This window comes from Kordia aestuariivivens, from assembly GCF_014397005.1.
In the GTDB taxonomy this organism is placed as follows: Bacteria; Bacteroidota; Bacteroidia; order Flavobacteriales; family Flavobacteriaceae; genus Kordia; species Kordia aestuariivivens.
The window spans coordinates 27,177-41,344 of record NZ_JACGWS010000023.1 but is presented as its reverse complement, the minus strand read 5'-3'; the positions used below and the strand labels follow the sequence as shown (position 1 = coordinate 41,344).

8 protein-coding genes are annotated in these 14,168 nt (G+C 36.6%); 3 read left to right on the top strand and 5 right to left on the bottom strand.

All coding sequences use genetic code 11. The features are described 5' to 3' along the window. Positions 1 to 90 precede the first annotated feature (90 nt). The 5 genes from H2O64_RS23345 to H2O64_RS23325 form a co-directional block, all read right to left on the bottom strand. Complete coding sequence (locus tag H2O64_RS23345) at positions 91 to 2,055, bottom strand: glycoside hydrolase family 13 protein (protein WP_187564662.1); 1,965 nt, start codon at positions 2,053 to 2,055, stop codon at positions 91 to 93. Between the two features lie 246 nt (positions 2,056 to 2,301). Next, positions 2,302 to 4,608: a glycoside hydrolase family 65 protein gene (locus H2O64_RS23340; RefSeq protein WP_187564661.1), complete on the bottom strand. Its 2,307-nt coding sequence runs from the start codon at positions 4,606 to 4,608 to the stop codon at positions 2,302 to 2,304. A gap of 79 nt (positions 4,609 to 4,687) precedes the next feature. Continuing rightward, entirely contained in the window at positions 4,688 to 5,344 is a 657-nt protein-coding gene (gene pgmB, locus H2O64_RS23335; RefSeq protein ID WP_187564672.1) for a beta-phosphoglucomutase, read from the bottom strand. Positions 5,345 to 5,352: 8 nt separating this feature from the next. Further along, positions 5,353 to 6,927 carry an MFS transporter gene (locus H2O64_RS23330; RefSeq protein WP_187564660.1) on the bottom strand — a complete coding sequence of 525 codons (1,575 nt, stop codon included), beginning with the start codon at positions 6,925 to 6,927 and terminating at the stop codon, positions 5,353 to 5,355. 198 nt (positions 6,928 to 7,125) lie between these two features. Continuing rightward, the gene (locus tag H2O64_RS23325; protein ID WP_187564659.1) at positions 7,126 to 8,166 is read right to left on the bottom strand and encodes a LacI family DNA-binding transcriptional regulator; all 1,041 of its coding nucleotides are present in this window, start codon (positions 8,164 to 8,166) and stop codon (positions 7,126 to 7,128) included. A 312-nt stretch (positions 8,167 to 8,478) separates the two neighbouring features. On the opposite strand from H2O64_RS23325, the gene H2O64_RS23320 reads away from it, so the two are divergent. The 3 genes from H2O64_RS23320 (at position 8,479) to H2O64_RS23310 (ending at position 14,164) form a co-directional block, all read left to right on the top strand. Continuing rightward, a complete protein-coding gene (locus tag H2O64_RS23320; RefSeq protein WP_187564658.1) occupies positions 8,479 to 11,397 on the top strand; it encodes a SusC/RagA family TonB-linked outer membrane protein in 2,919 nt (972 codons plus the stop codon). 27 nt (positions 11,398 to 11,424) lie between these two features. Further along, a complete protein-coding gene (locus H2O64_RS23315) occupies positions 11,425 to 13,005 on the top strand; it encodes a RagB/SusD family nutrient uptake outer membrane protein (protein ID WP_187564671.1) in 1,581 nt (526 codons plus the stop codon). 97 nt (positions 13,006 to 13,102) lie between these two features. Beyond that, positions 13,103 to 14,164 (top strand): SusE domain-containing protein, encoded by a 1,062-nt coding sequence (locus H2O64_RS23310; protein WP_187564657.1) that lies wholly within the window; start codon positions 13,103 to 13,105, stop codon positions 14,162 to 14,164. Positions 14,165 to 14,168: the final 4 nt, after the last annotated feature.

Below are 14,168 nucleotides of genomic sequence, written 5' to 3'. Positions count from 1 at the left end.
AAAAAATCACTCGAAGTGACGTGTTGAGCATTTTAATTGAATTAATAAGTAAATCTCATTACTAATATCTCAATTCTCAATACTGTATATTTATTTCGTTGTTAGTATCAAACTTCCTTTTTCCTTTAATAGAATGGCATCATTCCATGTGAATGTTTTGCCTGTGATGATATTTGTCAGCGTTTTTCCTTTTAAATTCATTTCTGCATAGCGCTTGAGATCAATTGTAATTTCTTTTTCGTTTTTGTTGATGATATGCACCACTGTTTTATCGCCTAACGTTCTGAATAGAAAATATGTTCCCATGAAAGGTGCAAAATGTGTTGTTTTCCCTTCGTGAATGGCTTTGCTGGTTTTACGAAAGTTCAATACTTTTTTGAGATAGTTTTGCATGTCTTTTTGCTCGGCAGTTAAACCTTCACCAGTAAATGCATTTGCCGTATCACCTTGCCAACCGCCAGGGAAATCGGTTCTAATTAATCCGTGATCGCCCGGTTTTGCAAAGTCGTTCATTAAGATTTCCGTTCCGTAATAGAGTTGTGGAATTCTAGGTAATACTAATTGATAACTCAGCGCCATTTTTGTGTTTGCTACATCGCCGTTGAATTGTGTAAAGATGCGACTCATATCGTGATTGTCTGGAAATATCATGATGTCTTTTGGACTTGCATAATGAAAGTCGTTTGCCAAACCTTCATAGATTTTCACCAAACCTTTGTCCCACGATTCTTCTTCCGATAGCGCTTCCACCGTTTTGCGTTGCATGGCAAAATCCATCGTAGATTTTAGATTACTTTCATAACCATCTTTGTTGTTTGCGCCTGTTTGCCAATATCCAATGAGTAACGGATTGTAACTCCATTCTTCGCCAACAATTGAAAAGTTAGGATATTCCGTCATGATGGCACCTGCCCATTTGCTCATAAATTCTTTGTCAGGATACGGATAGGTATCTTGGCGAATGCCACTTAATCCTATGGATTCAATCCACCAAATACTGTTTTGAATAATGTACGTTGCCATGAATGGATTTCGCTGATTGAGATCGGGCATTGCTTGTACAAACCAACCGTTTGCCATTCCTGCTTTGTCACTTTTGGAAGCGTAACCATCTTGATTGGATGTTCTTCGGTGATTTGAATGGTTTAGTTTTTCGCCATTTTCAAATTCTTTTTGAAAGTTTACCCAATCCTTAAACGGTAAATCTTTCATCCACCAATGTTCCAAGCCGCAATGATTTGCCACTTGATCCATGATGAGTTTTATACCGCGATCGTTGGATTTGTCTGCCAATTCTTTGTATTCGGCAAATGTTCCAAAACGCGGATCTACTTCGTAATAATCTGTGATTGCGTAGCCGTGATAGGAAGATTGTGGCATATCGTTCGTGAGTAACGGACACGACCAAATTGCTGTAAATCCCATATCGTCAATGTAATTGAGATGTTGTGTGATTCCTTTGATATCGCCGCCATGACGCGCATAATCGTCTTTACGATTGATCGTTGCTTCTTTGAGCATGGTTACTTTTTCTCCAGATTCCGTAATTCTTGAACGTTTTCGCGGAATGTCATTTGTAGTATCTCCATTTGCAAAACGATCGGGCGTGATTAAGTACAATACATCCGAACTGTCAAAACCAATATAGTTTTCTGCTGGTTTTGTGCGTGTTTTGAGTTCGTAGGTTTGTGTCAATGTTGAACCGTCCTTTTGTTCAAAAACGATATTGAATTTTCCTGCTGCGGTATTTTCAGCAATTGTTAGGTCAATGAATAGATAGTTAGGACTTTCTCCTTTGGTAATTTTTTCAATGGAAACACCTTCGTATGAAATTTTGGGTGTTGCTTTTGAAATCTCAGGATGTTTTATAAGCAGTTGCAGTTTGGTGTTTTTGAAACCAACCCACCAATGTGGTGGCTCTATACGTTCAATTTCATTTGCAACTGTTATCGCTTCTGATGATGAAATTTTAGTTGAGTTTATAGCTGTTTTTTCTTCTTTTGTATTGCAAGAGAAGAAAAACGTAAGTAGTGTAACTATGATTATTTTTTTCATCGAAATTTATTTTTTAGTGAAACTTAAATTCTAGATGTCATTCCTGCGCAGGCAGGAATCTACTGAAAATCTAAGTGGATTCCGCATTAAGTGCGGAATGAAAATATGAAATATCTCAATACTAATATCTAATTACTCAATACTATCAACGCCCTAGTCCTGATTGCAGCGGCATCCTTTTTTTGCTTTGCTATATGGCAAAAAAAGATACAGCGGAAAGCAGGGAATAACTCCAAATAATTCAGATTACACCGTAACCAAATCGTTTGGTGAAACGGCTACTTTTTTTCCATCGACAAGAATGATTAAATCATCGCCTTTTTCGAGTTCGAAGGAAGTGCCTTTGTGTGTAACGTTTATTTTTAGAATGTGATTTCTAAAGTTTACTTTGAACGAATAGCCTTTCCATTGCCATGGAATTCGTGGTTCAAAGGAAAGTGTGTCGTTTTTCATTCGCATGCCGCCAAATCCTTCAACAATACTCATCCAAGTTCCTGCCATAGAGGTAATGTGTAAACCTTCTTCCACTTCTTTGTTGTAATCGTCTAAATCGAGTCGCGATGTTCTGAGATAGAACGTATATGCGAGATCCATTTTGTCTAGTTTTGCCGCTTGAACGCTATGTACACAAGGCGAAAGTGACGATTCATGTACCGTAAATGGTTCGTAGAAATCGAAATGTTTTTCGAGTGCTTCTTTGGTGAAATGATCTTCAAAGAAGTAGAAACCTTGCAATGTATCGGCTTGTTTGATGTATGGTGAACGTAGGATGCGATCCCAACTCCATTTTTGATTGATTGGTCGCTGTGATTGATCTAAATCGGCAACACTAACCAAGTCTTTGTCTAGAAAACCATCTTGTTGTAAGTACACGCCGTATTGTTCGCTGTATGGAAAGTACATGTTTTCGGCAACTTCCATCCACGATGAGATTTCTTGCTCGGACAAGCGTACTTTTTGCATGATGCGATCGTAATCAGAAGCGTATTTTTGTTTTACTTTTTGAATGTTTTCTTGTGCAAATTTGATACACCATTGTGCAATGTAGTTAGTGTACCAATTATTGTTGACGTTGTTTTCGTATTCGTTTGGACCTGTAACTCCAAGTATTACGTATTTGTCTTTTGCTGTGGAAAACGTAGCTCTTTGATGCCAAAAACGTGCAATTCCGATCATGACTTCTAAGCCCATTTCTGGAATGTAGCTGTAGTCGCCCGTGTAGCGTGTGTAGTTGTAAATTGCAAATGCGATGGCGCCGTTTCGGTGAATTTCTTCAAAGGTGATTTCCCACTCATTATGACATTCTTCGCCATTCATCGTTACCATTGGATAGAGTGCTGCACCATTGTTGAATCCAAGTTTTTGCGCGTTTTCAATCGCTTTTTCTAAGTGATTGTAGCGATATTGCAATAGGTTTCGGGCTACTTGCTGATCTTTCGTGGTCATGTAAAACGGAATGCAATACGCTTCCGTGTCCCAATAGGTGCTTCCGCCATATTTTTCGCCAGTGAATCCTTTTGGACCAATGTTGAGTCGCGAATCTTTTCCTAAGTAGGTTTGATTGAGTTGAAAGATGTTGAAACGAATTCCTTGTTGTGCTTTTACATCACCTTCAATGGTAATGTCTGCCATTTCCCAGATTTTTGCCCAAGCTTCTTTTTGCTTTTCAAGTAGCGCATTAAATCCTAGTGAAGTAGCATTTTGTAACGCTTTTTGGGCAGCAGTAATGAGTTCGTTTTTATCGTGATTTGTACAAACCGTATAGCCTCCGTATTTGTAAATGGTATAGGTTTCGTTTGCTTTGACTTCTTGTGTATAGTGAAATGCAATTTCAGCAGATTTTTCAGAAACATTCGTTGGTACATCTAGTGACTTTCCGTTGAGATTTACTTCTGTTTGCATGAATGTACACGCGTGAAAGTCTGTTTTTAGTGTTTTGGCAACTATAAATGCTTGATTTTCATCTTCTTTTACTTGAATAGTTTCCCAGAATTTTTCTTCCCAGTTGGTATCTTCATTTTCGATTCCGGCATCTAAATACGGTGTATATTTTATAGTTGCATTACTATTGATTAGTTTGACACTGTATGCAATGGCACCAACTTCGTCAATGTCCAAACTTAGAAATCGTTTTGAAGCAATTTCTATTTCTATGTCGTTTTGTAAGGTTGCAGTAAATGTACGCTCGTACCAACCTTCTTTCATGTTGAGTTCACGGCGAAAGTTTGCTACTTTTTTACACGTGTTTAAATCTAAGATTTCATCATTGATGGTTACGTTGATTCCGATCCAATTGGGTGCGTTTAGTACTTTGGCAAAGTATTCGGGATACCCGTTTTTCCACCAACCAACTTTTGTTTTGTCTGGATAGTATACGCCTGCTATATAACTTCCCTGAAATGTTGATCCAGAGTAGTATTCTTCAAAATTAGCTCGTTGTCCCATAGCGCCGTTTCCGATGCTAAAGAGACTTTCGGAAGATTTGACACTTTCGGTATCAAATCCTTCTTCGATGATAGACCAGTTATCTGGTTGTATATAATTCTGATTCATTTCTTTTTTGAGATGTAAGATATTAGAATCTAGATCGCTGCGCTTTTAGACTTTTCTCGCTAAGCGTTCACCTTTTCTATTATCTATTTATTAATTCTTCTATAAAACGGGTTTGTATTTCGGTAAAATCGTTGAAGACATAGTCTGCATGACCGAGTGTTTCGTCGGAACCAATTCCGATAGAAATCATTCCTGCGGCATTTGCGGCAGTAACGCCAGCGACAGAATCTTCAAATACAATACAATCCGTTGGTACTGTGTTTAGTTGTTGTGCAGCAATGAGAAATACTTCCGGATCGGGTTTTGCTTTGCTGACATCATTTCCGTCAACAATAGCTTGAAACGTTTCGTATAAGTTTACTTTTTGTAAAATTTTACGCGCGTTTTTACTTGCAGATCCTAAAGCAATTCCTTGCTGTGTTTCTTGTAAATAGTTGAGTGTTTTTGGGATATCAGGAAGAATTTCTCCTGCGTCCATTTGTGCAATATGTGATAAGTAGTTATCGTTTTTCTCTGCCATGTATTTTGCGAACGCTTCTTCGGTGAGTGTTTTGTTTCCCCAGCCTAATATAATTTCTAGGGAACGGACTCTACTGACTCCTTTGAGTTGTTCGTTTTGTTCTAGCGTGATGTCAAAACCTAATTCGTTGGCAAGTGATTTCCACGATAGGTAATGATATTTTGCAGTATCAACAATGACACCATCTAAATCAAATATAAATCCTTTTTTGTTCATCATTCTATTTATGATTCTTCTGATTGGTAACTAATAGCGTTTTTGTTGGTGATTAAGAAATTGCAGAGTCCAGCAATGATTAAACTGACTCCAGCTAAGATCATCGCATTGATAGCGCCTTCACCAAAAAGTCCTGTGATAAAGTTGATTCCACCCAAAGCGGCAATAATTTGAGGAATGACAATAAACATATTGAAGATTCCCATGATAACACCCATTTTCTTTGGATCAACCGAACTTGATAGCATTGCATACGGCATAGATAGAATACTTCCCCAAGCAAAACCAATAAGTATGAAACTAATGAAAAGGTAATCGGGAGAAGGAACAAAATACATCATGATGAATCCGATTCCACCAAGAATTAAGGAACCCATATGTACAAATTTTCTATTGATTCGCCTTCTTGAAGTGTAGAGGACAAGTACTAAAGCAAAAACCATAGATGATAATCCATACGTTCCCATGTAAGAACCGACTAAGTTTGATGATTTTTGAAATTTATCATTGCTTACCCAATACCATACTTTTTTACTTTGAAAAGAAGTTGCTCTGGTTTTTAAGTAATTTAGCTTTTCAGATTCACTTTTTAATGCACTATACGAAGTAAGAACTTCTTTAGCTATGGTAGCATCTGCAATTAATGTGTCTTTGATCGCATTTTTTACAAATACACTGTCTTTTGCAGCAATTGCTAAAAAAGCACTTGTGTTTGTATTTTTGAAGCGATTGTTTTTTTCTGCTTTTTCGTAGACTTCTGCTGTTGGATTTGGCGTATTGAATACATGTTCCGTTAGTGCAGGATTTGCCATACTCCACATCGTAAAGAAAGCAAACCAACTAAAAAATTGAATGACACCTAAACGTTTCATCGTTGTGGGCATGCTTCCAATATTTTCAAGAATATCGGGAATGAATCTGTTTTTTTGCTTTTTCTCTCTTTCAAATTCCTCCATATCTTCAGGAGGATATTCTGTTGTTGTAAAAATGGTGTACAGAATACTGATCATAAATACAAAAGCTCCAATAGCAAACGCTACTTTTACAGACATAGGAACAACTCCTGTTGCTGCTGCATCACTGACACCAAGCTTAGAAATCATCCAAGGTAAGTTACTAGCAACCCAAGTTCCAATTCCGATAATTAGTGTTTGCACGACAAAACCATACGATCGTTGTGATTCAGTTAATTTATCGGCAACTAATGCTCTAAAAGGTTCCATTGAAATATTAATAGAAGCATCAAGAATCCAAAGGAAACCTGCTGCCATCCATAAAGCTGGTGAATGTGGAACAAAGAATAATGCGAGTGAACTCAGAATAGCTCCAATGAGGAAATAAGGTCTCCTTCTTCCCAGTCTGGAATGCCAAGTACGATCACTCAGATATCCAATAATAGGTTGAACTATTAAACCTGTTAGCGGAGCAGCAATCCATAACATCGGAATGTCATCTTTAGCGGCACCAAGAGTTTGAAATATTCTAGACATGAATCCACCTTGCAAGGCAAACCCGAATTGTATTCCTAAGAAACCGAAACTCATGTTCCAAATTTCCCAAAAACTTAACTTACGCTTTTCCATTATCGTATAGTAATTAGTTAATACTACGATAAGCGCGATGACTTATCAAAACTTATTTTTAATTTGAGAGATAAAAATATAAGTTTCGATTTTTATGCTGTAAATATAGTAGTTTTTTTGAAACAGCCACTATAAAATTATTAATCTGCTAATTAATTTCTTGAATAAATGATGATTTTCTGTCTGAAAATCAGTTGTTTAACGCGTGGTATCGCGTTCTATTAATGTGGTGTTTATAACTTCCGTATGGTATTTTTCTTCTTCTACGAGTTCTTCTAATTTGTCAATTAACATCGTTGCTGATTTCTCGCCCATTTCCACTGCATGTTGACTTATGGTGCTTAATGATGGAATGGAATGTTTGGATAAAACACCGTCTGTAAAGGCAATGATAGAAATATCATCAGGAATTTTATATCCTTTGCTAATGGCAATTTTCATTGCGGTAATTGCATAGAGTTCGTTGACTGCAAAAATTCCGTCGATTGTTTTTTCTTTATCAAGCAACGCAGAAATTTCTTCTTCTAAGGTTTCAATTTCAACTTCTTTGTCTTTATTTTCTTCTACTTTTATAATTAATGAAGATTTTGGATAGATTTTATGTTCTTCTAAGGCTTCCAAATAACCTTGCGTACGAAGTTTTCCAACATTTACATAATCTTTTGTAGTGATGAGCGCAATGTTTTTACAACCGCTATCCAATAGTTTAGTGACTGCTTTTTTAGAACCTAGTTTATCATCAACGACTACTTTATCACACGCAATTTCGTTTACAACTCTATCAAACATTACAATTGGCATTCCTTGATTGATGGTTTCGTAAAAGTGATGATAATCTTGTAAAAGCAAGGTTTCTTTGGAAACTGACAAGATAAATCCGTCAATACTTCCGTTGGCAAGCATTTCAATGTTGATGACTTCTTTGTCAAACGATTCATTCGATAATCCAATAATCACATTATAACCTCTGCTATTCGCTTCTTTTTCAATTCCGCTAATTACTTTAGAGAAAAAATGATGCACAATTTCAGGAATAATAACACCGATGGTTTTTGTTCGCTTGTTTTTTAAGCTTAACGCGATATTATTTGGGCGGTAATTATAGAGTTTTGCAAATGCCTGAACTTTGGTTCTGGTATCCAAACTTATCTCTTTACTATTTCGTAATGCTTTCGAAACTGTTGAGACAGAAACATCTAATTCTCTCGCTATTTGTTTAAGAGTTACTTTTCGTTTCATGAGGGTTCATTATAAGATCAATAATTAAAGCTGTGATTTTCTATTTTTTTGATAAAAATACACTGTTTTAATTAGATAAAACCCAATGTTTATAAAAGTTGTCAACACGAAAACGTTTGCGTAGCTGCAAAACTTATGCCGATATTTTGATTTACCTAAAATTTACATAGTTTTAACATCGAGAGGTAAAAATATAAAGTATTTAAACAGAAAAAATTACAAAAAATCAGGCAAAAATTTTACAAAATGTTTGAAAATCAGGTAGTTTTTTTACGACAATTTTGAAAACAAAAAATTAAACAAATGAAGAAAATGCAAAAATTTATTTTGTTTTTGGCTTTTTTGATTCCACTTGGAATGCTTGCCCAAACAAATGTGACAGGTGTTGTTACTGAAAAAGGTACAGGAACTCCATTGTTAGGAGTGAATGTGATCATAAAAGGGACAACAACTGGAACCACAACAGACTTTGATGGTAAGTATCAATTAAAGGTAAGTAATGGACAAACCATGGAATTTACCTATGTAGGATACAAAAGCCAAGAGATTTTATATAGTGGACAAGCTACTATTAATGTAGCACTTGAAGAAGATGCGTCTACACTTGATGAAGTAGTCGTAGTAGGATATGGTTCTGCTGTAAAGAAAGATGTAACAGGAGCTGTTGAGTCTGTAACGTCTGATGACTTTAACGGTGGAGCTATTGTTTCTCCCGAACAATTAATTTCTGGTAAAACTGCCGGAGTACAAGTAACGCCACCAAGTGGAGCGCCAGGTTCTGGTTCTGCCATTAAGATTAGAGGTGGAGTTTCTTCGTTATCTGCAAGTTCAAGTCCATTAATTGTAGTAGACGGTGTTCCATTAGATCAAGGAAATAGTGGACTTAACTACATCAACGCAAATGACATTGAATCATTTACAGTATTAAAAGATGCTTCTGCAGCTTCTATTTATGGTTCAAGAGCAACAGGTGGAGTTATCTTAATTACAACAAAAACTGGAAAATCAAATCAACCACTTAATGTAAGTGTAAACCATTACACATCTGTTGGAAGTAATGTAAATGAAGTAGATGTATTGTCATCAACTCAATTTAGAGATTTAGTATTGGCTAATGGAAATGCAAATCAAATTTCACAATTAGGAAATACAAGTACAAACTGGCAAGATCAAATTTACAGAGGTTCATTAACAACGGATACAAACGTAACGCTTTCTGGAGGATTTGATAATTCTAATTACAGAGCGTCCATCGGATATGTAAGTCAAGAAGGAACATTGAGAAATTCACAAGTACAACGTTGGACAGGTTCTGTAAAGTTCATCCAACGCCTATTAAATGATGATCTTAAAATTGAAGCAAACGTATTAGGTGCTTTGTTAGATGATACTTTTGGAAACACTGGCGCTATTGGAGCAGCCGTTTCTTTTGATCCAACACAATCAGTATTCGATCCAACAAGTCCTTTTGGTGGATATACTGAAAATGTAAACAATGATGGTACAATCAATACCATTGCGGTACGTAATCCAGTTGCATTATTAGAATTATACAGCAACACAGCTGATACAAAAAGAAGTACAGGAAGTATCAAGTTTGATTATACACTTCCTTTCTTTAGAGATATAAAATTAACAGCAAAAGGTGGATACGACTATTTTGAAGTAGATGGAAACTTAAATATTCCACGAGAAGCAGCATCAAACTTTAACGATGAAGGTTTAGTTGGAACTTATAGTACATTAAACAGAAGTAAATTAATAGACTTGTATGCTAACTATAAGAAAGATATTGAAAGTATTAAAAGTACAATTGACTTAACAGTTGGGCATTCTTTCCAAAACTTTTACAGATCTAATAGATTTAATAACCTAACAGGTGTTGGGCAAGCTACAGGAAATGTTTTCAAAACTGAAAATGCATTAGAATCTTACTTTGGTAGATTAAACTTTTCGTATGATGATAAATACTTACTAACGTTCAACTTAAGAAACGATAGTTCATCACGTTTAAACCCGGATGATCGTTCTGACTTTTTTGGAGGACTTTCAATAGGATGGAACATTATCGATGAAAACTTCATGAAAGATTCTAAAGTATTCTCTCAATTAAAACTTAGAGCTGGATACGGTGAAACTGGACAACAAGAATTTGGACAAGATTACGGATACATTCCACGTTATACAACAGGAGACGGACAAGTACAATATCAATTTGGATACAATACTGACGGATCACCACGTTTTGTAACCACAATTCGTCCAGAAGAATATGACGAAAACTTACGTTGGGAACGTTCTAAAACATTCAACATTGGTTTAGACTTCGGATTTTTCAACGATCGTTTAACAGGTTCTGTGGAAGTATACGAACGTAAAGTAGAAGACTTAATCAACTTTATTCCAGTACCAGCAGGAACCAACTTATCAAACGCATTATTTACAAACGTTGGTAACTTAGAAAACAGAGGTTTAGAAATAAACTTAAACGCTACCATTGTTGAAAATGATAAATTCTCTTGGAACACAAACTTTAATGTTTCTTTCTTCGAGAATAAAATCACGAAACTATTCTTAACGGACGATCCAACATCGCCAGGTTCTCCAACAGGAGGAGTTGCAGGAGGAGTTGGTAACACAATCCAAATCAACTCTGTAGGATTTGAAGCAAACTCTTTCTACGTATTCAAACAAGTATACGATGCACAAGGTGCGCCAATTGAAGGAGCGTATGTAGATATTAACGGAGATGGAGTTGTTGATACAGATGACAGATACAGATACAAGAGTCCAAATCCAGATGCTGTATTTGGTTTTACATCAAACATGCAATACGGAAATTTTGACTTCGGATTTACATTCCGCGCAAGTTTAGGTAACTTTGCATATAATAACGTAGCGTCTAACACAGGAAACGTACAGGCATTATTTGGTGCAAACACAATCAACAACGTGAATTCATCAATATTAGACACAGGATTTCAAAATCAACAATTATTCTCTGATTACTATGTGCAAGATGCTTCTTTCTTAAAATTAGACAACTTAACGATAGGTTACAACTTAGACAATATCTTTAAAGATGTGCGAATAAGAGTGTACGCAACTGGACAAAACTTATTTGTAATTACAGATTACGATGGATTAGATCCTGAAATCAACGGTGGAATTGACAACAACTTCTACCCAAGATCGAGAAACATATTGATGGGACTTAACTTGAACTTATAATAAAAGTAATACCAAATACACACAATGATGAAAACAATTAGAAAACAATCAAATCGTATAGGTATTGTACTGCTATTGCTCATAGCAAGCATCGGATTTACGTCTTGCGAAAGCGAGCTTGACTTAGAGCCAATAGTAGAGCAGTCGGCAGCGGATGTATTCGACGATCCTGCGGCGTACGAACAATTTCTTGCAAGAATCTATGCAGGTTTTGTAGTGAGTGGACAACAAGGTCCTGCGGGAAATCCTGATATTACAGGAATTGACGAAGGATTCTCAAACTACTTAAGACAATACTGGAAACACCAACAATTAACTACTGACGAAGCGTTAATTGCTTGGAATGATGGTACAATTCACGACCTTAACTGGCAAGTATGGACGCCAGCAAACGAGTTTATCACAGCAATGTATAACAGAATTTATTTTCAGATTTCGATCTCTAATGAATTCTTAAGAGCAACAGCAGATGTTCCTGAATCAGAATTCTTACCAGCAGCTTACAAAGCTGAGGTACGTTTCTTAAGAGCATTAAGCTACTGGCATGCCATTGATATGTTTGGAAATGTTCCTTTTGTAACAGACGCTGATCCAATTGGAGCTTTCTTACCAGTACAAGGAAGTAGACAAGAAGTTTTTGACTTCATTATTTCTGAATTAACAGAAATTGAACCAATAATGATTGATGCTCGCCAAAATGTATACGGAAGATCAGACAAAGCTGCGGTTTGGATGTTACTAGCTAAACTTTACTTAAATGCTGAAGTATACACTGGAACAGATCAAAGTGCACAAGCAATTCCATATTTAGAAAACGTTATTGGAGCAGGTTATACACTTCATGATGACTATGATGAATTATTCTTAGCAGACAATAATACGAACGGTGCGCAAAACGAATTTATCTTTACATTTAATTCTGATGGATTAAACACACAAGGATTTGGAGCAATGACGTTCCTAGTACATGCACCAGTTGGAGGAAACATGAGTGCAGCTGACTTCGGTATCAACGGAGGTTGGGGCGGAATCAGAACGACAAGCGCGTTCGTAAACAAATTCTCAGCATCAGAACTTATTACTGACGAAAGAGCAAACTTTTTTACTGACGGACAAGAATTAGAAATTGCAGATGTATTCAATTTTAATGATGGATATGCGGTTGAAAAATTCAGAAACGTAACAAGTAACGGAGTTCCAGGATCTGACGCTTCAGGAGACTTCATCGATACAGATTTCCCTGTATTCAGATTAGCAGATGCGTACTTAATGTATGCGGAAGCTGTAAAAAGAAGTGCAACTGGCGATCAAGGATTGGCTGTACAATATGTAAACTTAGTAAGACAGCGTTCAAACGCAACACCAATTGGTGGTTTCGGAGACATCACAGATGCTTTCTTATTAGCAGAACGTTCAAAAGAATTACACTGGGAAGCACATAGAAGAACAGATTTAATTCGTTTCGGACAATTCTCTGACCAAGGTATTTGGCCTTGGAAAGGAAATGTAGAAAGTGGAACCACAACAGAAGCTTTTAGAGACTTATTTCCTATACCATCTACGGATATTACCGCAAACCCTAACTTAACTCAAAACCCAGGTTACTAAAAAAAAGATGAAATGAGCCATAACAATCACTTGTTATTAACGAATAGAGTTATTGGCGAATTCCATCTGACCGAATTAATAAAATAGAAAAAAACAGATGAAAAAACTAAATAAAATATCAGCAGGCTTTTTAGCAGTAGTCGCGTTCGTTGGATTCAACGCATGTAGTGATGATGATAATTTAATCATTGCTTCAGCTCAAGGCGGACCAGAATTAGTTACACCAGCAACAGGAACAGCAATCGTTCTTAGTGCAGCAAATGAACAAAACCTAGCAACAACACTTGTTTGGAATGATGCAGATTATGACGCAAGTGTTGCCATTAACTATGATGTGCAAATTGCTTTATCAGGAACAGATTTTGCAACACCAATTTCAGCCGGATCAACTAATGAACGTTTCATTTCTTGGACAAATCAACAACTAAATGATGCTTCTATCGGAGCAGGATTAAGTCCATTTGTAGCAGGTGATTTAGACTTTCGTGTAGTTTCTTCAATTGGAACACAAGATGCGCAACAACAAATCTCAGCACCAATTACACTAAACATTACACCATATACAACTTCATTACCTAAAATTGCAGTACCAGGAGATCACCAAGGGTGGGATCCAGGAACAGCACCAAGATTAGCTTCTTCTGAATTTGGAGCTTCTGACTATGAAGGATACCTTTGGTTAGAAACTGAATACAAATTTGTAGCACCAGACGAAACAGGAAACTTTGCTTGGGGAAATTTAGATTGGGGAGATGACGGAAGTTTCTCTGGAGTATTAACAGACGATGGAGAATCTAATGTGCCAGCTACACCAGGGTACTACTACGTACAAGTAGATACTGAAAACCTAACATACAGCGCTTCTCAATATACCAATTGGGGACTCATCGGATCAGGAACACCAACAGGTTGGGATAGTGATAACGACATGACGTATGATCCAGCAACGCAAACTTTTTCAATCACAATTGATTTAACTGCAGAAGAAATCAAATTTAGAGCAAATGATGGTTGGGACTGGAACTATGGAGATACAGGAGCTGATGGATCTTTAGACAATGGAGGAGACAACATTGCAGTGCCAGCAGCAGGAAACTATACAGTTGTATTAGACTTTAGCAACCCTAGAGCGTATACATATACACTGACACTTAACTAAACAA